Here is a 25,105-nt window from a genome sequence, read left to right on the forward strand (position 1 = left end):
GGTGCTTCCGCTGCTGCCATCTGTTCCGTCATCGTAGTAATTCCAAGTGCATTCGTTGGAGACCAATACCCATTCTTCCGTGTACAGTTCGCCACCTGTGTTGTCGCCCTGGTGGGCCGGTACGACTTCCAATGACCATATTTCTACACAACTGTATTCCAGCACCATTTTGTTTAACTCGCCGCTGTTGAAGACAGAAGTGTCAAAATCTATCGGATAATAACGGGTCGTTGTGTTGTTCAGCGTTGTTTGAGACACAGCATTGTATTCGTCCTTTGAAAAACCGTATTCCACAATATACGCATCGTAACTCCCGTCGGAACGTGACGATAGCAAGAGATTTTCCAAATGGGAAGTGACCAAACTATCACGCGTGAGCGGAAAGTTATAGGAATGTTTCCCGGTTGTGGTATCTTCCACGTATTTCACATAAGCGGTGTTTACGGAAAAATCGTAGGTTGAATTGTAAAGGATTCGGGAAGTACCTATCGGTGTTCCCGTTCCGGTGGCTTGTGCTTTGGTTTGCCCTGCAATCTTTTGTAATTTGTCCATAACCTTAGCATTGGACCGGATCTGTTCACTGTTCAGAACCCGAATGTCAAAGCGGGAGGTTGTTAACTTGTTGTTTAGCGTTGCTTCCGAGTAGTCTTTTTCGCAGTTGGTCAACAGCAGCACTAAGAGCCCCGATAAACTTAAGAGCAGCTTTTTCTTTCGTTTTAATTTCATTTAATAAACATTATAACCTTTTCTTTTTTCAATACGACGGCTGAAAAGGGTTTATGATCCGTTTCGGGACAATTAATACCTCTACACTGTACTTTTTTACTGTACAGGAAGAAGAACAAAATGTTGATAGGGGAATCGGGATCAAATGTATAGCATTGTGCTTATAACTCGGATACAGGAAAAATGTATATTTTGTTAAAATTTCATATTTTATCCTCATGAGATACAAAAAATCCACAAAAACAAAAAGTCCCGAAAGGATTTCGGGACTAAATGTTCTTGATAAGAAATAAAATTACTGCTATTAACCGTAACAAATATAGCGCCTATATTTGTTAACTTGGATACAGAAAAAATGTATATTTTGTTAAAGTTTTAAAAAAGTAATTTTTTTAAATAGATTTATGCTTTAAGTTTTTTTGCTATAAATGATAAACTATTACCCTTGTTCATCCTCATAAAACTTTTTCTCTATAAAATCGATATCGCGAATAGATTTACGTGTCCAATCGAGTTGTTTCTCAAAAAGTTCTTCTTCTGTTAATCTCCAGTCGATTGCGGAACGTCGTAAGCGAGCTGTTATATCCTGAATAATGATCGCTGCCGAAACTGAGATGTTTAAACTCTCCGTAAAACCAACCATAGGGATTTTCAAATAACCGTCTGCTTGTTCTAAAACCTCTTCTGACAAACCTAATTTTTCGGTTCCGAAGAAAATAGCGGAAGGTTTACTGATATCGAAATCCTGTAGCAAACAAGAATCGTTATGAGGAGTAGTTGCAATAATTTGATAGCCCTTGCTTCGCAAATCGTCCATGCAGTTCTGAATGGAAGCAAAGCGATTGACATCAACCCATTTTTGGGCTCCCATTGCAATTTCTTTATCGATCCGCTTACCGAAACGTTGCTCTACGACATTCAGTTCCTGTATTCCGAAAACCTCACAACTACGCATTACTGCACTGGTATTGTGCAATTGATACACATCTTCAATGGCTATTGTAAAGTGTTTGGTCCGGTTCTCTAAAACTTTTTTAAACCCTTCTTTTCTGTTTTCGGTAATGAATCCTTCTAAATAAGCTAATAGGTCTTTCTGATCTTTCATAGACCAAAAATAAAAAACCTATTTAAGAATTAAAAACTATAGGTCAATTTCAACTTAGCAAAAAACGGAGTTCCTGGTGTAAAATGTATCTCTTCTACACTTTCTGTTTCATTTTGCAATCTCGATTCCGTTAGAAATTGGGTTTCGTTCCAATCGGTATCAAACAAATTCTGGATATTTAACCCTAACTGTAAATTTTTACTGAAATCATAGCTTACATTAAAATCAGTCACAAAATAGCCTTCCGCAACTATTGAATTGTCTTCGTTAGCCGGACGGTTACCCATATAACGGAATTGCAATCCCGAAGTAAAACCTTTATAAGCTCTCAAACCGATTCTGCCAACAGAAGTAAACTCCGGTGCCAAGGGAATATAATTTTGTCCGCCAGGCTCTTCCGTACTTCTGGCATAAGCATAATTAGCATCCCAATCTAAAAAGAGATAATTCCCGATCTGATAACGAACACTCAGATCAACTCCGGATCGTTTTGATTTTCCGGAAGGCTCTACAATTCCGGCATCCCCTACATAAACAAATTCCTGATTGGAAAACAAAGTCCATAAAGCGGTATTGACAATTAAATTTTTGACCGGTTTTAAAATAACCCCGATATCCGTCCCGTAAACCGTTGGTAAAATATCTTTATTTTGTTGCAATACTACCCGGGTATCATTAGAATGAAAACCTAACCCGGATTTAATAAAGTATACTACTTTTTCATTTTGCATGTAACTGATGTTCAGTTTAGGCAATACTTTAAAGGCATCATTTGATAAATTACTATAACTCGACGCTAATTTATCTTCGTAATTAAACTTAAAATACTCCAACCGAACTGCAGGGTTGATCGTAAATTTGGCAAATTGAAAATCAGCGGTATAGTATCCGAAAAAATCAGATTCCTCTATATCGCCTAATTGAATAGCATTCAAAAGGGTATAACGGTTTACCGTATGAGAAAGTTCGCTATTAGTCACAGAATTAACCTTTACTCCTATTCCGGCTCTGGTTTTTAATTTAAAGGTATTGAACGATTTCAAATGATTGTATTCCGAATGAAAGCCATACAACATCCTATCCTCTTTTTGCTTGATCTGATCTCCGTTAACAGGATCCTCCAGAAAGAATGTAAAATTAGAAAAGAGCGTAAAATCGTAATGCGTCACATAAGCTTTTGTATGTACAAAACTATTTTCATCAATGATCTTGTCAACTCCTAAAGCCAGATTAAATCGGGACGTAAAACCTCCTTCCGTATCATCTACCGAACCGAAACGGGAAATAGCTCCACTTTCGACCAGTCGCATCGGAATTTGTCCGGAAGCATCCCATTTGCTTTTAAAATAAGATGCCAGTACATCGATCTTGGTCTGCGAATTCAATACGGTATTGTATTTTCCGAAAATATTAAAGCGATTGAAATTTTGCGGAGAATCAAACGGACCGTCTGTCATAATATATTCCGTAGCCAGATAAGCATTGGTCTGTTTTTGTTTATCGTCTAAAAGGTCAAACATCCCCAAAGTCCGTAATGTATTGAATTGTCCGACTTCCATTGAAATTCTGCTCTTATCCAGTCTCTCTTTCGTTTCAAAATTGACATAGCCTGCTGTAGCAAAATTCCCCTGAGCTGCTTCATACGGTCCCTTTCCGAAATCTATATCCTCAATAGTTTCGGGGATTACAAAATGTAAATCAGAGTATCCCTGTCCATGTGCATGAGAAACCATGTTAACCGGAATGCCGTCTACACTGATCACTACGTCAGTTCCGTGATCCACGTCATAACCTCGTAAAAACAACTGTTCTGCTTTTCCGCCTCCGGCATGCTGTCCAATGAATAAGCCGGGGACTTTGCGCAATACTTCCTGAGAAGAATTTACCGGATTTGTTGTCAGATCGATCTTAGTGAGATTAGAATTGATATCAATATCTGGCATTAATATAATTTCCGATAAGTTAAATACATCTTCTTCAATTGTAACAGTAATATTTTCTTCTAATGATCTTATGCTAAAAGAAACACTCTTAAAGCCTAATTTGCTAAATTTTAAAGTATCCCCGACATTTGCTTTCATTAAGCTGAATTTTCCCAATTCATTCGTATGTGAATGCTCTTCTGAACTCAAATTATAAACATATACATCTGCTACCGGTAAACTAAAAACATCCACCACAATTCCTTTGAAATTTTGTCCGAAACTGAAGACCGAAAGCAACGAGATCAGAAATAAAAATGCTCTTTTCATTGAAGTATTTACTAAAGGGTTTTAAGTTTTTTTTCAATATTCGGACCTAATTCAAATATACTTGTTACCAAGTCACTAATATTAGAATTCTCACTGGTTAATTTATTATTTGCTTTCAGAATCAACTCGTTATGATACAAGACTAACGGCTCATGTGTTTTGTTAATTGTATATTCAGTAGCTATTTCATAAGCCTTTTTAAATTCTCCCATGTTATAGTAAGTCCAAGCCAATAAATCATAGGATTCCGGTGTAGGTCGGTTATCAATTTCACGTTTTGCGATCTTTAACGCTTTAAGCTCTTTACCCGGAGTTTCTGCATATAACAAGACATTATATTTGTTGTACATATCTCCATAATAATTTTTATCTAAAGTATAAAAATATTCATTCAAGGCTAACTTTTTTTTAGTAAAATTATCCGAAAATTCACTCATATCTGCTTTTAAAAGATATAAATCCGGAACTGTATGCTGTGTTTCAATATAATTGATAATCTCTGATGCTTTTTCGATATCGTGTTCATGCGAATATGCGATCCAAGCTATACCTTTTAAAGCATAAATATTATTATTGTCTGCTTTCAAGGTTTTTAAATAGTATTGGTAAGCATCTCGGATTCTTCCGTTATGTCCATAAAAATCGGCAATATTAGAATAAATCCAGACTTTTAGTCCTTGATTTCCTGATTTCTCTGCAATTTTCATAGCCTTTTCCATCAGTCGTATTGCATTATCAAGATCTCCGACATAGTCGTTCCATTTGGCCAAACGTATTAAATAATCAAAATCATTAAAGTTCTTATTTTCATCCAATATTTTTTCAGCCGCTTCATAATTGCCAAGTTCCATATTAACATCAAAAAGCATTTTCTGAGTTGCTTTTTTATTTTCTCCTACTGCATAAGCTTTCTCCAGATGTGTTAACGCTTCCCTGAAACGATGTTGTGAAATGTAATTTTTTGCAATGGAGCGGTGAATCCCTGAATGATCTCCGTTCACTCTTGCATTGCAATCTAAAAGCAACTCTTCAGCCTGATAAAGATTCCGGATATTTCCTGTCATCTCAAATAACTGCGAGTATAAACCTGACAATTCTATCAGATAAGGATACTGGTTAGGTGCTAGATTATACTTTTCTTGCCAAAAATGAAGCTCCTTATTTATATTCTCTATTTCCTCATTTTCTTTAATCTGAATATACTTTTGATAGTCAGACTTATAGACAACGATTTCTTTTTCATTACCTGATTTTGAATTACAGCTCAAAAAGAGAGTATAAACTAATAGCATCATAATTAGTTGTAGTTTATTTTTTCTCATAACATCATTCTTGTTTTTGATTGGTTCCTTAATAATTTGGAAACAAAGAGCATCTTTAAGATGCTCCTTATTTCACAGGTTAAGCAGTAAATCTATGTTCTACCAAGGAGAAGCCAGATAGGGAAATGAAGTCAAAAACGGTTTATCGTTAGCATTTACATTATCTGAAGTTAATCCTCCGTTGGCTGTTCCGTCAGGTCCCCCGAATATCAACAACAACTCTACATCAATAACATCATCCGTTAAGGCTCTTCCTGTAAGAACATTCGTTCCGTCAAAAAAGGTAGTTGTCCCTGTCGTAGATACATTTAAAACATCGGTTGCCAAGACTGTTGTAAAAGTCGCAGCATCCAGTCCTAATGCATTTGTTGTATATCCGGGATTCAAAGCCATTAATTTCGTTTGAAAAGCAGATTGAAAACTAGCTTCCATCATAGATGGTACTGTTGTATTAAAATTATCTTTATTCTCTGAACTCACAAAAACCGTATTTATAGCCGGACGCCCCATTTGGTCCTGTTGAACATAAGTCCCGGAAAAATCCGGGGCATTATTATTCATCATATTATTCGAATCATCATCACTACAACTTGTACTTAATAAGGCTATCATTAAAGTTACTAACAACGTTTTATATTGGATTGCTTTCATAATTTTTACTTTAAAATTTTTAATTATTTTCTTTTGGTTTCTACCCATGTATTCAGTGTTCCTGAACCTCCTAACATTGCCTTAGGGACTTCAATTACAATTGACATTACATTTGTTCCGGCAAACGTATCACTACCCGGATTATTAAAACTTGAAGCATTACCTGCTATGATCTCTGAATATTGTCCGAAATCAAAAAAGAACGGATCATCTCTGGGACCAGCAAAAAAACTGGCTCCTGCGGCTGTTCCTATTTTTGCTACTTCACCATATTCTGTAATTTCCACATTCCCTAAGGCTGCTGCTGTTTTTACATTACTTGATGTTCCCGAAGTTCCTGATGCCACCGGTCCGAAAAAATACATTTTCCCGTTTCTGGGTAATGCCTGAATAACTAAATCTTCAATATTGTCACCATTGTTATCAATATTGAACTCTACCATAACATTTTCATCAAATGAGGCACTTGAAGTAGCAGTAGGTGATAATAATCCCTGAACATTAGCTACAAACACTAAATTATTTGTATTTGCCCCCTGAAAAGAATAAAAATCCGTGATATCAGACGTCCCTCCCTGTACTGCAGGTGCGTCAATATGATCGGCTGCTACTAAAATTAAACCTATCATTCCCAAGAATAATAGCCCTAAAGGTAATTTTGTTTTTTTCATCTTAAATAGTTTTTAATATTGTTATATTACCATTTACGGGAAATATTGAATCTTGGTTTTAAAAAAATGAAAAAAAAAAAATTCTTACTTTAGCATTAATATAAAAACTATGGAAGAAAAACTTTTAGTTGCAGCTTTGTCTAAAAAAGACAACCATTCTTTTACTTTGTTATATGATAATTATTCTAAGAATCTTTACGGCGTAATCTTCAACTTGATCAGGAACCGGGAAGAAGCTGAGGATATTCTTCAAGAAGTCTTTGTAAAGATCTGGAACAACATTGATACGTATAATAACTCGAAAGGACGATTGTATACTTGGATGTTAAATATTACCCGAAATACTACCATTGACAAATTGCGATCCAAAAACTTTAACAACAACTTAAGAAACTCCTCTGTCGATAACTTCGTATATATGCTTGAAGACAACTCTAAGACAATTAACAAAATAGATGCTATAGGAGTAAAAAAGTTTATTCAAAAATTAAAACCTAAATGTATACAGTTAATAGAATTGTTATTTTTCAGAGCATATACTCAACAAGAAGCTTCTGAAGAATTAGAGATCCCCTTAGGAACGGTAAAGACTCAAAATAGAAATTGCATGAATGAATTAAGAATGATGATCAATGAATAGTAGAGAATTAATAGATTCGGGTACATTAGAATTATATGTATTCGGAAAACTTTCTGAGAAAGAAAATGAAACAATTGCAGAAATGGCAAAACAATACCCTGAAGTTCAGGATGAAATTTTAGCCATTGAAAATGCAGTTATTAACCTTTCTCAAAGTGTTGCCCCGCACCTATCAGCCACAAATTATGAAAAAATAAGAACTCGATTATTAGACAAGCATAAAGTTGTGCCCATTAGTCAGAAAAAATCATGGATTAGCTATACCGGATGGGCAGCCGCTGCCATATTCGTTTTAGGTTTCGGATTTCAATTTTACAAATTGAATCAAACAAAATCAACTATCGATCAATTGTCTGTGGAAAAAAGTAAAATGCAGGAGTCTATTGTTGATTTAGAATTAAAAAAACAAGAAGCTCAAAATATATTAACTGTTTTAAGAGATCAAAACAATATACAAATTACCTTAAATGGTCAGGAAGTAGCTCCCTATGCCTTTGCAAAAGCGTACTATAATAAAGAAACCAAAGATGTTTTTATAGATGCTGCCGGTTTGCCAGATCCTCCGAAAGGCAAGGTATATCAGGTTTGGGGATTAAAATTAGATCCCTTAACACCAAAAAGTATAGGGTTATTAAAAGGCTTTGCAATTAGTAATTCTAAAATTTTCAAAGTAGAAAAAGTAGATGATGCCGAAGCCTTCGGTATTACTTTAGAACCAGAAGGCGGAAGTATAAGCCCTACTTTAGAACAACTATATACATTAGGAAAAGTATAACTATATAACAACCGACATATACAATCTGTCTAAATATTAGCAAGTGAAAAAAATTGTCGTTTTAACCGGTGCCGGAATGAGTGCCGAAAGCGGTATCAGTACCTTTAGAGATTCAAATGGCTTATGGGAGAATCATGACATTATGGAAGTCGCTTCTCCTGAAGGCTGGTATAAAAATCCGGAATTGGTTCTAAACTTTTACAATAAAAGAAGAGCACAGTTAAAAGAAGTTGTCCCAAACAGAGGGCATCATATTCTGGCTGAATTAGAACAGAATTTTGAAGTTCATATTATAACCCAAAATGTAGACGATCTTCACGAAAGAGCCGGAAGTTCTAAAATTATCCATCTACACGGCGAATTAACCAAAGTTCGGGGAGAACATTCAGAAAATGAAAAAATCCACTGGACAGAAGACATACGGTTAGGGGATCTGAATGCAAAAGATGAGCAACTACGTCCCGCCATTGTATGGTTCGGTGAAGCCGTACCCGAAATAGACCGAGCACTTCCTCTTGTAGAACAAGCTGATATTTTAGTGGTTATCGGCACATCTATGCAAGTGTATCCCGCAGCCGGATTAGTTCACTATACTCAGCCCCATATTCCTGTCTTTTATATTGACCCCAAACCGGCAACTATTTTCGACTTAGCCAATCCACTTGAAACGTTTGCACTTTCAGCAACCGAAGGTATGGAAAAGCTTCGGAACCTGTTACTTGGTTAATTTATGAATTGTAATAAAAAGAGTTTCGACTCCGTCTCAACAACAAAAAAACTAATAACTAATTATGAATTAGTTACCACTAATTATTAAATTTGCATTTCTTTTAAAAAATTAAACAACACAACCATGCAACAACTAACAGAACTGAATGCTATTTCACCGGTAGATGGCCGTTACAGGAGTAAAACACAAGGTTTAGCACCTTATTTTTCCGAAGAGGCTTTAATAAAATACCGCGTTTTAGTTGAAGTTGAATATTTTATTTCACTTTGTGAAATTCCTTTACCGCAACTAGCCGATTTTGACAAAAAACTTTTTGTTGAGTTGCGTAAAATGTACCAAGATTTCAGTACTGAAGATGCCTTGTGGATCAAAAACACAGAAAAAACTACCAACCATGATGTTAAAGCGGTTGAGTATTTTATCAAAAATAAATTTGACCAATTAGGATTAGAAGCTTATAAAGAGTTTATCCATTTCGGATTGACTTCCCAGGATATCAACAATACAGCTATTCCACTTTCTACAAAAGAAGCTTTTGAAAATGTATATATGCCAACGCTTATTTCGGTTCTTCAAAAGTTAAAAGAACTATGTGTGGAATGGCAAGGCGTTCCCATGCTAGCCCGTACTCACGGACAACCGGCTTCCCCTACCCGATTAGGGAAGGAGATATTAGTTTTTGTAGAGCGAATTGAAGAGCAAATGCGTTTGTTGTTCAACGTTCCGTTTGCTGCCAAATTCGGAGGTGCTACCGGAAACTACAATGCCCATAAAATTGCATATCCGGCTATCGACTGGAAAGAATTCGGAACTAAGTTTGTGGAAGAAAGTTTAGGTTTACACCATTCATTCCCAACAACGCAAATTGAGCACTACGATCATTTTGCTGCTTTCTTTGATGCTCTTAAACGCATCAATACAATCATCATTGATCTGGATCGTGATATCTGGACTTATGTTTCTATGGATTATTTCAAGCAAAAAATAAAAGCCGGAGAAGTAGGTTCAAGTGCGATGCCGCATAAAGTAAACCCAATTGACTTTGAAAACAGTGAAGGAAATTTAGGAATTGCAAATGCTATTTTTGAACACTTATCAGCTAAGCTACCGGTTTCCCGTTTACAACGCGATTTAACGGATAGTACTGTTTTACGAAATGTAGGCGTTCCGTTCGGACACACGATCATTGCTTTCGAAGCGACCTTAAAAGGCTTGAGTAAATTATTGTTGAACGAAAACAAATTAGCCGAAGATCTAGAAAGAAACTGGGCTGTTGTAGCTGAAGCCATTCAAACCATTTTAAGACGCGAAGGCTATCCGAACCCTTACGAAGCTTTGAAAGATTTAACGAGAACCAATAGTGCGATCAATAAGGAATCCATTCAGGCTTTTATAGAAACTTTAAATGTTTCTGATGCTATCAAAAAGGAACTAAAACAAATTACACCAAGTAATTATTTGGGGATTTAATATTTCCCAAACTATCATATACCTAAAATCCCGTCGAAAAGGCGGGATTTTTTTTAATCTTCAGCTTTTGCCCGAACCAACGCTTTTAATTATCTTTAAAACATAAATTCACATACAATGAAAAAAATAAGTGTTCTATTCTTTTTTATACTTTTTCTTTCCTGTAAAAGTTCTAAAGACACAAATCCTTCTGCTCAGGAAAACCTTAGTAAAGCCCAGACAACGCCGGAAAATATGGAATTTATGACTGATTATTTTTCAGGAAATGGAACAGAGCCTTTCTGGAGCATACGCTTTTCTACAAAGAACATCTTATTTCTGTCGCTCAGCGATACTATTGCAATTCCGTACACAGCACCTAAAGTATCTAAAAATGCTTCTATTTATTCCTTTAAAGATAAAATGCTCTCTTTTAAAGTGACACTAACAGATGAAAACTGTGTCAACCAAATGTCCGGAAAAGAGTATCCGAACTCAGTAACAATTGAATATCAGAAAAACGGAGAACTGAAACAATCTTTAAACGGTTGTGGTCGTTATATCATGGATTACAAACTTTTAGGTACCTGGAAACTTCAAAAGATGAACGATCAAATACTTACGGAAGCTGACTTTGATAACTTCCCGCAACTGGAAATTAAAAACGATGAGAATTACTTTTACGGCAGTACCGGTTGCAACAGAATGAACGGAGCTATGCTGTATGAAAATGAAAAATTATCTTTTAAAAATATCATTACTACTCGCAAAATGTGTCTGAAAAGTGCAGAAAATGAAACTACTTTCTTAACTTTATTACAGCAAGTAGACGAATATTCTATTTCAGATGCTACTTTGAATTTAAAATCAAACGGAAAAACAATTCTAAGTTTTACTAAGTCTTAAAAATATACATTATGAAAAAAGTCCTTTTTTTAGCAGCTATCGGATTGTTTGGGGTAAGTTGTAAAAAAACAGAAGAAAAACCGGCAACGGAACATGAAACTCCGACAGCTCCTGAACAAGTTGTTCAAACGGAAGAAGAAAAACCGCTTTTAGCAGCCGGATGTTATATCTATGAAGTAAATGACGAGAATATCACACTAAAAATTGACGCTGTAGGCAAAAGCGTTTCCGGAGAATTAAGCTACTTGTTAGCTGAAAAAGACTATAATTCAGGTACATTCGAAGGAACACTTCATGGTGATACTTTAATCGGGATCTACGATTACCATTCCGAAGGCGGCATGGGCGCACGCGAAATTGCATTTATTATAAGAGACAATCAATTAATTGAAGGCTATGGCGAATTAAATGATGAAGGAACAGCTTTTAAAGACAAATCCCAAATCCATTTTACCTCAACCATGCCTCTGAAAAAAGCAAATTGCTCTGAATAAAATATGCATCCGAAACTACGACAAGATATAGAACGCAAAATCAATTCATCCTTAACGGATGAAGATTTTGCACTTTTTCTTGATTTTCTGAAACCGGTCTATTTTTCCAAAAAAGAGACTGTTTTAGAAGTAGATCACTTCTGTTCTACTATTTATTATATTGAAAAAGGTCTTCTTATCTCCTATTTAACTGATGAAAAAGGTGAAAAACACGCCGTTCAGTTTGCCTTTGAAAATCACTGGATTTCAGATCTGTACAGTTTTTTCAGCTACCAGCCTTCTATTATTAGTATTGAAGCATTAGAAGACACTACAGCTTTAGCTATTTCTCAGGAAAACTTTGAATTGGCTATGCAAAAATTACCGCAATTTGAGCGTTTCTTCCGCATTCTTATTCAAAATGCCTATATCCATTCCCAACAGCGAATTGCGAAAACTTTTACCGATGATGCTGAACAGCGTTATAAAGATTTAATCGGTACCAATCCTGATTTTCTACAACGGGTTCCGCAATACCTTATCGCTTCCTTTTTGGGGATTAAACCGCAATCATTGAGTCGCATTCGCCAGAACATGCACAAAAAATAATTTCCTTTCTTAACCTATGTGAACGAAATACAATCCTGAAAATCTGAAATTTGCTTTGTAAATTGAGAGAATCATGGATCGAAAGGAATTTTTAAAACTCATGGCAATAAGTCCTGTAATGGCAACAGGCTTTAACCTGACCGAATTTGAAAAGATAAGTGCTACTTTTCCAAAATCAAAGAAAATGCCAATGTTGTTTTTAGGACATGGACACCCTATGAATGCTGTATTTGATAATACATTTACACGAACACTACAACAATTGGGAACCCAAATAGAACGTCCTAATGCCATTATGATGATCTCTGCCCACTGGGAAACCCGCGGAACTTATGTTTCTGTTAACCCAACGCCTCGAACTATCTATGATTTCGGTGGTTTTGACGAACGCCTGAGCCAAATAAAATACGAGCCTAAAGGACATCCGACACTAGCCAGAGAAGTCAGCGAAATGGCGTCTCAATTTCAGATTATTGAAGATCATTCTATGGGATTGGATCACGGTGCCTGGACAGTTCTGAAATATATTTTTCCTAAAGCCGATATTCCGGTATTCCAATTGAGCTTAGATTATACCCAACCTTCAGCTTATCACTTTCAACTGGCACAAGCCCTGAAACGAATCCGAGAAAGAGGTGTTATGGTTATAGGTAGCGGTAATATTGTCCATAACTTAAATAAAGTAAATTGGTTTAATATTGATGCCAAACCAGCCGATTGGGCGGTAGAATTTGACGAATTGGTAAAACAAAAGATCAACCAATACGATTTTAATACGTTGGTCGATTACAAAAAATTAGGGAGCATTGCTGCACTTTCCATACCTACAAACGATCATTATTTGCCTATGCTTTATGTTCTGGCTATGACAGAAAAGAATGAGGCTGTTAAATATATCTATGAAGGATACCAATATGCCAGTCTGAGCATGAGGTGTTTTCAGGTTTATTAAATCATAAACTGTTAATTTTAAAACTATTATCATGAGTTCAACATCACAATATAATTATGCTAAAGGCGATACAATGCTTTTGCATTATTTGGTCAGAGAACCTAAAATTCAAGCTGAAAATCCGCCATTATTACTTCTCTTACATGGTGTGGGAAGCAATGAAAAAGATTTATTTTCCCGAGCTGATCAATTTCCTGATGAGTTTTTAGTCATTTCGGCTCGCGCTCCGTTTACTATTTCTGAAAATCATTATCGCTGGTTTGCTGTTGATTTCAGCTCAGGAAGGCCTATAATTAATGCCGAAGAAGCCGAAAAAAGCCGAACAGTACTTATCCAATTCATTAACCAATTGAAAGAAAAACACTCGTTTAACAGCAACGCTATTTACTTGGGCGGTTTTAGTCAAGGTGCTATTATGTCTTTTAGTGTTGGATTGACACAACCTCAAAAATTAAAAGGAATTATTGCTTTAAGCGGTCGAATCTTAACTGAGATCAAACCGATCATTGCTTCTAAAGAAAAACTTAAAAAATTAAATGCTTTGATCATTCATGGCACAAAGGATACTATTTTACCAATCGAATACGGCAGACAAAGTAAATCCATCGTAGACGAATTAGGTATACCCAACACTTATGTGGAGTTTAATTATGCTCATACTGTAACTCCCGAAACCATACAGACCATCAATGAATGGTTAGCAAAACATTAAAATGCGCAATAGTCAAAACTATAAAGTTTTGGCTATTGCTCTTAATTCAAATTTTTGAACTTTTCCGGTAGATGTTTTTGGCAAATCCATAAAATAGAAATATTTAGGAACTTTAAAACCGGCTAATTCTTTACGGCAATGTTCCACGATCTGTTCGTTCGTTATGTTTTCTCCTTCTTTTAATTTGATAAAAGCACAAACTACTTCTCCCCATTTTTCATCCGGTTTTGCAACACAAGCCACCTCTTCTACTTCCGGTATTCTGTAAATTACACCTTCTACTTCTATCGTAGAAATATTTTCACCTCCCGAGATCACAATATCTTTAGAGCGATCTTTAATCTGTACATAACCATCAGGATACTTAACAGCCAGATCTCCGGTATGGAACCATCCTTTCTTAAATGCTTCTTCCGTAGCCGATGGATTCTTTAAATAACCTTTCATTACATTGTTTCCTTTCATCATAATCTCACCTATGGTAACACCGTCTGCCGGTACCGGTTCCATCGTTTGCGGATTTAGTACATCCAGTTCGTCTAAAAGTAAATACCGAACTCCTTGTCTTGATTTCAATTCAGCACGTTCTTCTAACGGCAGATCGTCCCATTCTTCTTTCCACTCACATATTACAGAAGGTCCATAGGTTTCTGTTAGTCCGTAAACATGTGTGATTTCGAAACCTTCTTTTTCAATATTTTCGATCACTGAAGCCGGTGGTGCTGCACCGGCAACCATTGCTTTTACTTTGTGTTCCAAAACTTTTTTATCATCAGGATGCGCATTAATCATCGTTTGTAATACAATAGGAGCCCCGCAGAAATGATCCACTTTTTCATCAGCAATTGCTTTATAAATGTCTTTTGCAATCACTTTACGCAAACAAACACTGGTAGCTGAAGCAGCAGCTAAAGCCCAGGGAAAACACCAGCCATTACAATGAAACATCGGTAGTGTCCATAAATAAACTGCTGCATTAGACATTTTCCATACCAATAGATCATTGATCGCATTTAAAGCAGCTCCCCGGTGATGGTAAACAACTCCTTTAGGGTTCCCAGTTGTCCCTGACGTATAATTAAGAGCTATGGCATCCCATTCATTTTCCGGCTTGATCCAATTAAAATCATTATCTCCGGTTTCCAAAAAAGCTTCATATTCTATTTTTCCGACAGGAAATCCTGTATTCACATGAACATCATCAATGTCTATGACATAAATAGAATGTTCAATTTGATTTAAAGCTTTAGCTATCACTTCTGAAAATTCTTTATCAACTAACAAAACTTTAGCGTCTGAATGTTGTAACATAAAAGCTAAGGTATCTGCTGATAAGCGTACATTAAGTGTATTTAAAACCGCTCCCGACATCGGTACACCAAAATGAGCTTCGTACATTGCCGGTGTGTTAGCAGCAATGATTGAAACCGTATCATTCTTATTGATTCCTATTTTAGTCAAGGCAGAAGCCAATTTCCGACATCTATCATAGGTTTCTTTCCAACTGTATTTTTTGGTACCGTAAATAACGGAAGTCTTTTCAGGGAAAATAGTAGCAGATCTCTCAATAAAAGTTAGCGGAGTGAGTTGGGTAAAGTTGGCCGGATTTTTATCCAGACCAATATCATATATATTCATTTTTGATGTTTTTTATTTATCTAAAAATAAAGAAAATTCACATCCTTTCTATGTTTAAAATGAAACTTCTCTTCCTAACTATAGTTGCTTATCGAGTAATTTTCAAGCAAAATCACTTTTTAAGCTATTTTGTTTTAGATTTCTAATAGTTTTTCGCTTATAAGTAAGAAATCTTAATCTTTTTAGAATAAAAAACCTATAATAATTTAGCAAAAAATAATACCGTAAAAAAGCCTCTACTTTCATAGAGGCTTGTTAGAATACAAAAAACAATCTAATTTATTTTTCTTCTTTTGTTTTACGGCGGGTATTAATCCCTAACAAAGGATAAGCCGGACAAAAACGAACCAACGCCGTAAGAAGCATTAAAACCCCAACTACAATGGCTATCCATTTTACTGTTCCTTCAACAATACCGGAAAGCCCTAAAAGTAAACCTACTACTCCAACAACCAGTCTTACTAACCGATCAGTGTTCCCAATATTTTTTTTCATACTATTTAGTTTTTGTGGTTACTTCACAATGGTTTTTTCAGCCGATTCCCAACTCATAATCCCTCCTTCTAAATCGGTGATATGTTTAAACCCTAATTCTTTTAATTTAGCGGCAGCCTTAGAACTTCTCCCTCCCATTTTACAATATACCATTACCGGTTTTTCTTTATCTAAAGCAGCTACTTTAGATTCAAAATCATCAGCTAAAACATTATAGTTCTTAGCATTTGGTAAATGTCCGGAGGCATACTCTTCAGGTGTTCTGACATCTAATAACTGTACATCTGCTTCAGCCATCTTAGTTTCAAAACCATCAGGCTTGACAACTTCTACACCGCTTTGTTTTTGGTTAACACAAGATGCTGCTACAAAAAGCGACATCAAAAGACCTAACATTTTTAGTTTCATGGTTGATTTTTTTATAAAGTTAATAAATTAATTCAAATGTTGTCGTATAATCCCCACTAAATCATGAGTTGCCAGTACACCGGATTGTCTCCATAACATTTTCCCGTCCCGGAACAACATGAGTGTAGGAACACCACGTACCATAAACTCTGATGCCAGATCCTGATGCTGATCTACATTTACTTTAATGATTTTTACCTCGTCTTTTATTACCGATTTTACTTCTTGCAAAATCGGAGACATCATCTTACACGGTCCGCACCAATCTGCATAAAAATCTACCAGAACTAATTGCTTTTGACCTATTATTTCGTTAAATTTTGAATTCATATACTTAAAATGTGTTTAATCTCGTTTATTTTTGCATAACAAATTTACTTCAATAAACGCACCAAATATGTAATCTTTGTTACATAGCTGCCAATATGACAATTATCATTTTTTTTTTTGATAATCTAGAGTAATTTTGTCTTTAATTAGCAATAAACTTAGCCATGCAACCTTCATTAGTGCAAAAATATAATGTACCAGGACCGAGATACACCAGCTATCCGACTGTCCCTTATTGGGAAGAAAATTCATTTTCTTATGACAAATGGATTCATGCCTGTGTAGATACTTTTAAACAAACTAATGATAAAGATGGGATCAGTTTATACATTCACCTACCTTTTTGTGAAAGTTTGTGTACTTTTTGTGGCTGTCACAAACGCATTACCAAACGTCATGAAGTGGAACATCCTTACATAGAAGCGGTCTTAAAAGAATGGGAATTGTATTGTGACCTTTTTTCCGCTAAACCTAAGATCAAAGAGATCCATCTGGGTGGCGGAACACCTACTTTCTTTTCACCTGAAAATCTGAAACAACTCATTGAAGGTATTTTAAAAGAAAGTGTAGTAGCTGATGAACATGAGTTCAGTTTTGAAGGACATCCCAACAATACCAGTAAAGAGCACTTGCAAACCTTATTTGATCTGGGATTCAGACGTGTAAGTTTTGGTGTTCAGGATTATTCTGAAAAAGTGCAGCAAGCTATCCATCGCATTCAACCTTTTCACAATGTTGCCAAAGTAACCTTTTGGGCTAAAGAAATCGGCTATACTTCTATCAGTCATGATTTGGTCTTTGGACTACCTTTTCAAACTCTGGATGATGTTCTGGACACTATAGACAAAACCAATTCACTACATCCTGATCGCTTGGCTTTTTACAGCTATGCCCATGTACCGTGGATCAAAGGAAATGGTCAAAGAGGCTTTAATGATGAAGATTTACCAAAAGATGATGAGAAAAGAGCCTTATATGAAGAAGGTAAACTTCAATTGAGTAAACACGGCTTTGCAGAGATTGGTATGGATCACTTCGCTTTAAAAAGTGACTCCATGTTTAAAGCTTTTGCCGATAGAAAACTGCATCGAAACTTTATGGGGTACACCACAACCAATACCAAACTGATGATCGGTCTGGGAGTTTCTTCTATCAGTGATAGCTGGACAGCCTTTGCTCAAAATGAAAAAGTTTTAGAAGATTATTATGCTCGTTTAGATAAAAATGAGATTCCGGTTTACAGAGGTCACATTTTAAATACGGAAGATTTAATTATTCGCCAGCACATTTTAAATATTATGTGTCATTTTGAAACTTCCTGGGCTGACCCATCTATGCAGTTTAACGAATTAGAGGATGTTTTAGCCTCTTTGGAAGAAATGCAACACGACGGACTTCTGCAACTTAAAGGGCAATCTCTGGAAGTTACTGAAAAAGGAAAGCCTTTTGTTCGTAATATTTGTATGGCCTTTGATCTGCGCTTAAAACGCAAGGCACCGCAGCGTCAATTGTTTTCTATGACTATATAATTTTCTCTGTCAAGAAGTTTCGTTATTTCTTACTTTAGGGTCATAGTCACTAAAAAACACTACTTTTGCAGAAACTATGCCGTAGATGAAGACGTTTCAAGATTTCGATTTACCTAAATCCTTACAAAAAGCCATAGACACTCTTGGCTTAACTACTCCTACTCCTATTCAGGAAAAGGCTCTCCCTGTTATCTTATCAGGACGAGATATGATGGGAATTGCTCAAACCGGAACCGGGAAGACCTTTGCCTATCTGATTCCTATTTTAAAACAGTGGAAATTTCAAACGACTGATAGTCCGCGTGTGGTGATTCTAGTACCCACTCGCGAACTAGTGGTTCAGGTTCAGGAAGAGTTAGAAAAACTGGTTGAATTTATGTCGGTTCGAGTTGCAGGGGTCTTTGGTGGGGTTAACATCAATACACAAAGAAAAGCAGTTGCTGAAGGAGTCGACATTTTAGTAGGTACTCCCGGACGTACAATGGATTTAGCCTTAGACGGCGTGCTTCGTTTTGATGCTTTACAAAAATTGGTGATTGATGAGTTTGACGAGATTTTGAATTTAGGATTTCGCTTCCAGATCACTTCAATCCTGACGATGATGAAAGATAAAAAGCAAAATATCTTATTCTCGGCCACTATGACTGAAGAAGTCGATGAAATACTGGATGAATATTTTGATTTTCCGGAAGAAGTTTCTTTAGCACCTAGCGGAACTCCTTTAGAAAAGATAGAGCAATTTGTTTACCATGTTCCCAACTTTCTGACAAAAGTAAATTTATTGAAAGATTTACTGGTCCGCAATGACAATATGGAACGTATCCTTGTTTTTGTGAACAATAAAAAATTGGTCGACACTACTTTTGATCTATTGGACGAAGACTTTGCCGGACAATTTGGTGTGATCCATTCTAATAAATCACAAAACTATCGGTTAAATACTATGGCTTCTTTTCAGCGGGGCGAATTACGAGGCTTAATCACTACAGACATTATGGCTCGTGGATTAGATATTTCTGATATTACTCACGTTATCAATTTACAATTCTCAGAAGTTCCGGAACAATACATTCACCGAATCGGTAGAACCGGTCGTGCTGATAAAGAAGGAACGGCTATCAGTATGGTAAGTCCGCAAGAAGAAGAAATTCTGATTGAAGCGGAACTTTTAATGGAAAAAGAGCTTAAGGCAATGGATCTACCGGATTACATTGAAATCTCTGAAAAGAAATTAGATTTTGAAAAAGATCGTCGCAAATTCAAAACCATTGGAAAACCAATTAAAAGAGAAGAAAAAGGCGATGCTTTTCACGAAAAGAAAGATAAAAATAAAAAAGTGAATCTGGGAGGTCCCGGAAAAAGAACACCGAGAAAAACAGCTCCGAGAAACCGTGCCGTTGAAGCTAAAAGAGCTGCCAAACGCAAAAAAGGAAAATAATATAAAAAAAAACGTCGCATTAAGCGACGTTTTTTTTTATTCTACTTTGTCAAATACCAAACAAACCGGTTGGCACAAATCTATTCTCTTTCCGGTATCGGTCAATGTTCCGTTTTTAGTATTCCGACTGTAAATCACTATATTATTTGTATTTTGATTGGCTACCAAAACGTACGCATCATCAGGACTCAAAGTAAAATTGCGCGGTGCGCTTCCTTGTGTGCTGATCTGCTGGATCATGTTCAATGTTCCATTACCAGAAACTTTAAATACCGAAATGGTATTAGCATCGCCACGATTGGTTACATACAGAAATTTTCCATCCTGACTCATGTGAATATCGGCTGCGCCATTTATTCCGTTAAACAAATTAGGAGCAACAGTAGTTTCCTGAATCAGATGTAACTGGTTTTTTTTCCATTCTAAAACTGACAAAGTTCCGTCTAATTCCTGTAATACATATACAAAATTACCTTTAGGGCTAAAAACCAAATGTCTTGGACCACTTCCTTTTTTTAAATTTATTTCATCCTTTAAAAGCAACGTCTGAGTGCCACCATTTGCATGGTAATGATAAATATAAATCTTATCGCTCCCCAAATCATTGGCAAATACATATTGATGATCGGGACTAAAATAGACCATGTGCAAATGGGAAGCTTCCTGACGTTTTTCATTGGGTCCGGAACCTTTGTGCTCTATTACCTGAACGGCATCCGCTAAACTTCCGTCAGGCTTTTTAGGAAACACACTAATCGTTCCGCCTGTATAATTAGCTGAGATCACATTTTTATCATCATTAATGATATAGCAAGGATCAGCTCCTTTACTATCTACTTTGTTCATCAAATTAAGTAGCCCTGTCTGAGGATCATAACGAAAAGCACTAAGTGTACTTTCATTTCCGTTTTCGTTAACAGAATACAAATGCTCCTTCTCCGAATCAAGAGTAAAATAACTTGGATTCATGACCTTATCAGTATGTGATTTCAATTGGTATTCCAAAGTCTGTAAATTAAAATCATAGACATAAATTCCTTCACTAAAGCAAGCATTGGTATACGTTCCGACGATCAGATTATAATGTTCCTGTGCCGTTGAAGCCATGAAAAGGAATAAGCTGATAATTGTAAATTGTTTCATTGTATTGGGTTTGGAACGCAAAAATACTTTTTAAAGTGCTGCAAAAAAACATATTTTCAAAGGTTCTGCTGCAAAATGATTATTTTTGGTTCTTATACTAACCGAAATACAACATGAACTCCGATTTTATTCACGATCAGAAATACCAAAACAAAAATTTTAATGAAAACGACATTAAATTCAAAGAATTTGAAAATTGTACTTTTGATCATTGCGATTTTACACAATGTATTTTTTTAAGTGTTGTCTTTGTGGATTGTACTTTTCTGCATTGTAACTTCAATGATACTAAGATCAACTATGTTTCATTGCGTGGTGTAGAATTTGATGATTGTAATTTTACGAATGTCAATTTTGCGATGACCGACCAAGTAATCTACTATTTCAATTTTACCAATTGCCGATTGGATTTTACTAAATTTTATGGTCTAAAACTTAAGAAAATGCACTTTACAGGATGCAGTTTGGTTTCTGCTGATTTTATGGAAAGCGATCTATCAGAAACGGTTTTTGATAACTGTGATTTAAGACGTACTGTTTTTTACCAAACTAATCTTTCGAAAACTGATTTCACGACCAGCTATAATTTTTCTATTGATCCGGAGCAAAATAAAATGAAAAGAGCTAAATTTTCTGTAGAAGGGCTAAAAGGTTTATTGGAAAAGTATGATTTAGTAATTTCTTAATCAAAGTAAAATGAAAGAGATTGATATTGAAAAATGGAACCGTAAAGAGCATTTTGAATTTTTCTCAAAAATGGTCAGTCCTTATTTTGGTGTAACTACAGAAGTAAATTGTACAAAGGCTTTTCAAAAAGCAAAAGACAATAGTATTTCTTTTTTTGCTTATTATATGCATCAGTCAATAAAAGCGGTTAATGAAATTCCGGAATTCAAATTACGAATTATTGATGATAAAGTTTTTGAATTAGACACTATTCATGTCGGAACTACAATTGGGAGAAAAGACGGAACATTCGCTTTTACGTTTGTAAATTACAGTGATAATTTTGAATCTTTTAATACAAATTTACAAGAAGAAATCGATGCAGTACAAAATTCAAGCGGATTGCGCTTAAATGGTGAAGACAGGAAAATCAATTTAGTTCGTTACTCTACTTTGCCTTGGGTTTCATTTAGCGCTATATTACATCCTACTAATCTTAACTCTAAAGAATCTGTACCCAAAATTACTTTCGGAAAGCTTTCGGAACGAAACCATGAAAAGTTTTTACCTATTTCTATTGAAGCACATCACGGACTGATGGATGGATTCCATATTGCACAATATCTGGAGAAATTCCAACATTTCCTGAATTCATAAAACCATAAAAAAATCCCAATTCTATGAATTGGGATTTTAAATCAAATATTCTGAAATACAATTATTATTTCAAACTGGCTAAACTTTGCTCAATAGTTGCAATTTTAGCTAAAGCATCTGCCTCTTTTTTACGCTCCGTTTCAATTACTTTTTCCGGAGCTCCGTTAACAAATTTTTCATTTGACAACTTTCCTTGAACCGAACGTAAAAAGCCTTGTGTATATTTTAGTTCTTCTTGCAGCTTAGCTATTTCAGCTTCAACATCAATGCTTCCTGAAATAGGAATAAAATATTCATTTGATTTTACGCGATAAGTCAATGCTCCTTCTACTTGTTCCGTTACATATTCTAAACTTTCTACATTACCAAGTTTTAAAATAATTGTATCAAAAGTAATTGGCATTTTTTCGTTGTTGATTACTTTCAGATCAATAACTTCCTTGAATGAAATATTTTTTTCCTTTCGGATTGTTCGGATTCCTGCAATTACTTCAGCAGCAAAATCAAATTGATCCACTAAATCTGCATTAGCTTCTTTTACTTCCGGCCATTTTGCAACAATCAAAGCATCTTCCGGTCTTCTCTCTGTAATATGTTGCCAGATTTCCTCTGTTAAGAACGGCATAAACGGATGCAATAACTTCAGATTAGCCTCTAACATCTCAATAGCTTTGTCAAATGTTGCACGGTCAATCGGTTGTTGGTATCCCGGTTTAATCATTTCCAGAAACCAAGAACAGAAATCATCCCAAACCAGTTTATAAATTGCCATCAACGCATCTGACAACCGATATTTTTCAAAATTATCTTCAATTTCGATCAATGTCTTTTGCAACTTCGCTTCGTACCAGTTAATGGCAACTTTTGAAGCTTCCGGTTGAGGAATATCTGCAACCTCCCATCCTTTGATCAGACGAAAAGCATTCCAGATCTTATTTGCAAAGGCTTTACCGTTATTACATAGTTCTTCGTCAAACATGATATCGTTTCCGGCAGAAGCACTTAACAATAAGCCTACACGAACACCATCAGCACCGAATTTATCGATCAAATCTAACGGATCCGGTGAGTTTCCTAATGATTTTGACATTTTTCTGCGTTGCTTGTCGCGAACCAATCCGGTTAAATATACATTCGAAAATGGCTTTTTACCTGTATATTCGTATCCGGCAATAATCATACGAGCTACCCAGAAGAATAAAATATCCGGTCCGGTAACCAAGTCATTTGTCGGATAATAGTATTTGAAATCTTCATTTTCAGGATCTAATACACCTCCGAAAACAGCCATAGGCCATAACCATGATGAGAACCAAGTATCCAATGCATCAACATCTTGTTTTAAATCCGCAACTGTTAAAGCGGTATTTCCGGTTTTGCTTTTAGCTAACTCTAAAGCTTGTTCTTTGGTCTCTGCTACTACAAAATCTTCTTTTCCTTCACCATAATAGTACGCCGGAATTTGTTGTCCCCACCACAATTGACGGGAAATATTCCAATCCCGGATGTTTTCCATCCAGTGGCGATAGGTATTATTAAAACGAGAAGGATATAATTTTACTTCTTCAGTTTCTAGAACTGCTTTGATAGCCGGTTTTACCAATTCTTCCATTTTCAGGAACCACTGGTCTGATAATCTCGGTTCAATAACTGCTTTTGTGCGTTCTGAAGTTCCAACTTTATTTAGATGGTTTTCAACTTTTACCAAGGCACCTATATTTTCCAGTTCTTTGGCTATTTCTTCGCGAACTACAAAGCGGTCTTTTCCTTGGTAATGCAATCCGAAACTATTTAAAGTAGCATCCTCATTAAAAATATCGATGATCTCTAAATTATGGCGTTCTCCTAATTCTTTATCATTTACATCATGAGCGGGAGTTACTTTTAAACAACCGGTTCCGAATTCCATATCAACATACTCGTCAAAAATGATCGGAATTACACGATTGCAAATAGGAACAATTGCCTTTTTACCTTTTAAATGCGTATAACGTTCATCATCCGGATGGATACAAATAGCAGTATCTCCTAAAATAGTTTCAGGACGAGTGGTTGCAATTGTAACATATTCTTCTGTCCCTTCAATTTTATAACGCAAATGATACAATTTTCCCTGACGCTCTTCATAGATCACTTCTTCATCAGATAATGTTGTTTTTGCTTCCGGATCCCAATTTACCATACGGTAACCGCGATAAATATATCCTTTGTTATATAAGTCTACAAACGATTTGATAACTGAAGCTGTCATATCGTCATCCATAGTAAACTTAGTTCGTTCCCAATCGCATGAACAACCTAGTTTTTTAAGTTGTTCTAAAATGATTCCGCCATGTTTGTCAGTCCATTCCCAAGCATGTTTCAAAAATTCCTCTCGTGTTAAGTCGGCTTTATTAATGCCTTCATTTTTCAATTTAGCAACAACTTTTGCTTCGGTCGCAATTGAAGCGTGATCGGTTCCCGGAACCCAACAAGCGTTAAGTCCTTTTAAACGAGCACGGCGGATCAACACGTCTTGAATAGTATTATTCAGCATATGACCCATGTGTAACACTCCGGTTACATTAGGTGGCGGAATTACAATAGTATAAGGAGTTCTGTGGTCAGGCGTTGAATGGAAATAATTATTCTTCATCCAATAGTCGTACCATTTTTGTTCTACATCTTTAGAATTAAATTGTGCAGGAATCATACGTTTATGATATATTTTAAGTATTGATTTTTAATAATTTACAAATTCATTATGATAATTTCTCTTTCCGAGAACTAAGTTTCTTTCAAGTTTAAGATCCATTAAAAATACTATCGGAAAGGTCAACTGACACCAA

The 25,105-nt window shown here is 35.7% G+C and carries 25 protein-coding genes; 13 read left to right on the forward strand and 12 right to left on the reverse strand.

All coding sequences use genetic code 11. The annotated features are described in order from the left end of the window. The 6 genes from NHF50_RS01430 to NHF50_RS01455 form a co-directional block, all read right to left on the reverse strand. A partial coding sequence (locus NHF50_RS01430; protein ID WP_252774813.1) for a hypothetical protein occupies positions 1-726 on the reverse strand: 726 nt, incomplete at its 3' end. 439 nt (positions 727-1,165) lie between these two features. Continuing rightward, positions 1,166-1,831: an RNA methyltransferase gene (locus NHF50_RS01435; protein WP_109568001.1), complete on the reverse strand. Its 666-nt coding sequence runs from the start codon at positions 1,829-1,831 to the stop codon at positions 1,166-1,168. A 29-nt stretch (positions 1,832-1,860) separates the two neighbouring features. Next, a complete protein-coding gene (locus NHF50_RS01440; RefSeq protein WP_252774814.1) occupies positions 1,861-4,083 on the reverse strand; it encodes a TonB-dependent receptor domain-containing protein in 2,223 nt (740 codons plus the stop codon). A gap of 11 nt (positions 4,084-4,094) precedes the next feature. Then, complete coding sequence (locus NHF50_RS01445) at positions 4,095-5,405, reverse strand: lipopolysaccharide assembly protein LapB (protein ID WP_109568002.1); 1,311 nt, start codon at positions 5,403-5,405, stop codon at positions 4,095-4,097. Positions 5,406-5,504: 99 nt separating this feature from the next. Further along, positions 5,505-6,056: a DUF4331 family protein gene (locus NHF50_RS01450; protein ID WP_252774815.1), complete on the reverse strand. Its 552-nt coding sequence runs from the start codon at positions 6,054-6,056 to the stop codon at positions 5,505-5,507. A 23-nt stretch (positions 6,057-6,079) separates the two neighbouring features. Further along, entirely contained in the window at positions 6,080-6,727 is a 648-nt protein-coding gene (locus tag NHF50_RS01455) for a DUF4331 family protein (protein ID WP_109568004.1), read from the reverse strand. 109 nt (positions 6,728-6,836) lie between these two features. Here NHF50_RS01455 and NHF50_RS01460 point away from each other — a divergent pair, with 109 nt between their 5' ends. The 9 genes from NHF50_RS01460 (at position 6,837) to NHF50_RS01500 (ending at position 13,973) form a co-directional block, all read left to right on the forward strand. Then, complete coding sequence (locus NHF50_RS01460; protein WP_109568005.1) at positions 6,837-7,367, forward strand: RNA polymerase sigma factor; 531 nt, start codon at positions 6,837-6,839, stop codon at positions 7,365-7,367. Continuing rightward, entirely contained in the window at positions 7,360-8,142 is a 783-nt protein-coding gene (locus NHF50_RS01465; RefSeq protein ID WP_109568006.1) for an anti-sigma factor domain-containing protein, read from the forward strand. The genes NHF50_RS01460 and NHF50_RS01465 overlap by 8 nt, the downstream gene beginning before the upstream one ends. Before the next feature lie 43 nt (positions 8,143-8,185). Further along, entirely contained in the window at positions 8,186-8,869 is a 684-nt protein-coding gene (locus NHF50_RS01470; RefSeq protein ID WP_245896482.1) for an NAD-dependent deacylase, read from the forward strand. Between the two features lie 126 nt (positions 8,870-8,995). Then, on the forward strand, positions 8,996-10,342 hold the full coding sequence (gene purB, locus NHF50_RS01475; RefSeq protein WP_252774816.1) for an adenylosuccinate lyase: 1,347 nt from the start codon (positions 8,996-8,998) through the stop codon (positions 10,340-10,342). Positions 10,343-10,459: 117 nt separating this feature from the next. After that, on the forward strand, positions 10,460-11,227 hold the full coding sequence (locus NHF50_RS01480) for an META domain-containing protein (RefSeq protein ID WP_252774817.1): 768 nt from the start codon (positions 10,460-10,462) through the stop codon (positions 11,225-11,227). Between the two features lie 11 nt (positions 11,228-11,238). Beyond that, on the forward strand, positions 11,239-11,721 hold the full coding sequence (locus tag NHF50_RS01485; RefSeq protein ID WP_109568009.1) for a hypothetical protein: 483 nt from the start codon (positions 11,239-11,241) through the stop codon (positions 11,719-11,721). Between the two features lie 3 nt (positions 11,722-11,724). Then, positions 11,725-12,309, forward strand: a complete 585-nt coding sequence (locus NHF50_RS01490; protein ID WP_252774818.1) for a Crp/Fnr family transcriptional regulator — start codon at positions 11,725-11,727, stop codon at positions 12,307-12,309. 73 nt (positions 12,310-12,382) lie between these two features. Further along, complete coding sequence (ygiD, locus tag NHF50_RS01495) at positions 12,383-13,261, forward strand: 4,5-DOPA dioxygenase extradiol (protein WP_252774819.1); 879 nt, start codon at positions 12,383-12,385, stop codon at positions 13,259-13,261. Between the two features lie 31 nt (positions 13,262-13,292). Next, on the forward strand, positions 13,293-13,973 hold the full coding sequence (locus NHF50_RS01500) for an alpha/beta hydrolase (RefSeq protein WP_252774820.1): 681 nt from the start codon (positions 13,293-13,295) through the stop codon (positions 13,971-13,973). A gap of 18 nt (positions 13,974-13,991) precedes the next feature. Here the strand turns inward: NHF50_RS01500 and NHF50_RS01505 are convergent, their stop codons facing one another. From NHF50_RS01505 to trxA, 4 genes are all read right to left on the reverse strand, one after another. Then, entirely contained in the window at positions 13,992-15,611 is a 1,620-nt protein-coding gene (locus tag NHF50_RS01505) for an acyl-CoA synthetase (RefSeq protein ID WP_109568012.1), read from the reverse strand. A 279-nt stretch (positions 15,612-15,890) separates the two neighbouring features. Then, the gene (locus NHF50_RS01510; protein ID WP_109568013.1) at positions 15,891-16,106 is read right to left on the reverse strand and encodes a DUF2892 domain-containing protein; all 216 of its coding nucleotides are present in this window, start codon (positions 16,104-16,106) and stop codon (positions 15,891-15,893) included. 18 nt (positions 16,107-16,124) lie between these two features. Beyond that, positions 16,125-16,514 (reverse strand): rhodanese-like domain-containing protein, encoded by a 390-nt coding sequence (locus NHF50_RS01515; protein WP_146193349.1) that lies wholly within the window; start codon positions 16,512-16,514, stop codon positions 16,125-16,127. 27 nt (positions 16,515-16,541) lie between these two features. Continuing rightward, positions 16,542-16,844, reverse strand: coding sequence for a thioredoxin (trxA, locus tag NHF50_RS01520; RefSeq protein ID WP_109568014.1), 303 nt, complete (start codon positions 16,842-16,844; stop codon positions 16,542-16,544). Between the two features lie 164 nt (positions 16,845-17,008). Here trxA and hemN point away from each other — a divergent pair, with 164 nt between their 5' ends. After that, positions 17,009-18,373 (forward strand): oxygen-independent coproporphyrinogen III oxidase, encoded by a 1,365-nt coding sequence (hemN, locus tag NHF50_RS01525; protein WP_109568015.1) that lies wholly within the window; start codon positions 17,009-17,011, stop codon positions 18,371-18,373. An 85-nt stretch (positions 18,374-18,458) separates the two neighbouring features. Further along, positions 18,459-19,811: a DEAD/DEAH box helicase gene (locus tag NHF50_RS01530; protein ID WP_252774821.1), complete on the forward strand. Its 1,353-nt coding sequence runs from the start codon at positions 18,459-18,461 to the stop codon at positions 19,809-19,811. Positions 19,812-19,847: 36 nt separating this feature from the next. On the opposite strand, the gene NHF50_RS01535 is transcribed toward NHF50_RS01530, so the two are convergent. Continuing rightward, positions 19,848-20,954 (reverse strand): lactonase family protein, encoded by a 1,107-nt coding sequence (locus NHF50_RS01535; RefSeq protein ID WP_252774822.1) that lies wholly within the window; start codon positions 20,952-20,954, stop codon positions 19,848-19,850. 113 nt (positions 20,955-21,067) lie between these two features. On the opposite strand from NHF50_RS01535, the gene NHF50_RS01540 reads away from it, so the two are divergent. Beyond that, complete coding sequence (locus NHF50_RS01540) at positions 21,068-21,640, forward strand: pentapeptide repeat-containing protein (protein WP_252774823.1); 573 nt, start codon at positions 21,068-21,070, stop codon at positions 21,638-21,640. A 10-nt stretch (positions 21,641-21,650) separates the two neighbouring features. After that, positions 21,651-22,277 (forward strand): chloramphenicol acetyltransferase, encoded by a 627-nt coding sequence (locus tag NHF50_RS01545; RefSeq protein WP_109568019.1) that lies wholly within the window; start codon positions 21,651-21,653, stop codon positions 22,275-22,277. Positions 22,278-22,341: 64 nt separating this feature from the next. On the opposite strand, the gene NHF50_RS01550 is transcribed toward NHF50_RS01545, so the two are convergent. Then, positions 22,342-24,969, reverse strand: coding sequence for a valine--tRNA ligase (locus tag NHF50_RS01550; protein ID WP_252774824.1), 2,628 nt, complete (start codon positions 24,967-24,969; stop codon positions 22,342-22,344). Positions 24,970-25,105 lie beyond the last annotated feature (136 nt).

The organism is Flavobacterium sp. NRK F10, assembly GCF_024054235.1.
Lineage (GTDB): Bacteria > Bacteroidota > Bacteroidia > Flavobacteriales > Flavobacteriaceae > Flavobacterium > Flavobacterium sediminis.

Bases quoted from the DNA above. Each gene is read 5' to 3' on its own strand.
- NHF50_RS01435 (WP_109568001.1), bottom strand. From the start codon at position 1,831: ATGAAAGATCAGAAAGACCTATTAGCTTATTTAGAAGGATTCATTACC.
- NHF50_RS01440 (WP_252774814.1), bottom strand. From the start codon at position 4,083: ATGAAAAGAGCATTTTTATTTCTGATCTCGTTGCTTTCGGTCTTCAGT.
- NHF50_RS01445 (WP_109568002.1), bottom strand. From the start codon at position 5,405: ATGAGAAAAAATAAACTACAACTAATTATGATGCTATTAGTTTATACT.
- NHF50_RS01450 (WP_252774815.1), bottom strand. From the start codon at position 6,056: ATGAAAGCAATCCAATATAAAACGTTGTTAGTAACTTTAATGATAGCC.
- NHF50_RS01455 (WP_109568004.1), bottom strand. From the start codon at position 6,727: ATGAAAAAAACAAAATTACCTTTAGGGCTATTATTCTTGGGAATGATA.
- NHF50_RS01460 (WP_109568005.1), top strand. From the start codon at position 6,837: ATGGAAGAAAAACTTTTAGTTGCAGCTTTGTCTAAAAAAGACAACCAT.
- NHF50_RS01465 (WP_109568006.1), top strand. From the start codon at position 7,360: ATGAATAGTAGAGAATTAATAGATTCGGGTACATTAGAATTATATGTA.
- purB (WP_252774816.1), top strand. From the start codon at position 8,996: ATGCAACAACTAACAGAACTGAATGCTATTTCACCGGTAGATGGCCGT.
- NHF50_RS01480 (WP_252774817.1), top strand. From the start codon at position 10,460: ATGAAAAAAATAAGTGTTCTATTCTTTTTTATACTTTTTCTTTCCTGT.
- NHF50_RS01485 (WP_109568009.1), top strand. From the start codon at position 11,239: ATGAAAAAAGTCCTTTTTTTAGCAGCTATCGGATTGTTTGGGGTAAGT.
- NHF50_RS01490 (WP_252774818.1), top strand. From the start codon at position 11,725: ATGCATCCGAAACTACGACAAGATATAGAACGCAAAATCAATTCATCC.
- ygiD (WP_252774819.1), top strand. From the start codon at position 12,383: ATGGATCGAAAGGAATTTTTAAAACTCATGGCAATAAGTCCTGTAATG.
- NHF50_RS01500 (WP_252774820.1), top strand. From the start codon at position 13,293: ATGAGTTCAACATCACAATATAATTATGCTAAAGGCGATACAATGCTT.
- NHF50_RS01505 (WP_109568012.1), bottom strand. From the start codon at position 15,611: ATGAATATATATGATATTGGTCTGGATAAAAATCCGGCCAACTTTACC.
- NHF50_RS01510 (WP_109568013.1), bottom strand. From the start codon at position 16,106: ATGAAAAAAAATATTGGGAACACTGATCGGTTAGTAAGACTGGTTGTT.
- NHF50_RS01515 (WP_146193349.1), bottom strand. From the start codon at position 16,514: ATGAAACTAAAAATGTTAGGTCTTTTGATGTCGCTTTTTGTAGCAGCA.
- trxA (WP_109568014.1), bottom strand. From the start codon at position 16,844: ATGAATTCAAAATTTAACGAAATAATAGGTCAAAAGCAATTAGTTCTG.
- hemN (WP_109568015.1), top strand. From the start codon at position 17,009: ATGCAACCTTCATTAGTGCAAAAATATAATGTACCAGGACCGAGATAC.
- NHF50_RS01530 (WP_252774821.1), top strand. From the start codon at position 18,459: ATGAAGACGTTTCAAGATTTCGATTTACCTAAATCCTTACAAAAAGCC.
- NHF50_RS01535 (WP_252774822.1), bottom strand. From the start codon at position 20,954: ATGAAACAATTTACAATTATCAGCTTATTCCTTTTCATGGCTTCAACG.
- NHF50_RS01540 (WP_252774823.1), top strand. From the start codon at position 21,068: ATGAACTCCGATTTTATTCACGATCAGAAATACCAAAACAAAAATTTT.
- NHF50_RS01545 (WP_109568019.1), top strand. From the start codon at position 21,651: ATGAAAGAGATTGATATTGAAAAATGGAACCGTAAAGAGCATTTTGAA.
- NHF50_RS01550 (WP_252774824.1), bottom strand. From the start codon at position 24,969: ATGATTCCTGCACAATTTAATTCTAAAGATGTAGAACAAAAATGGTAC.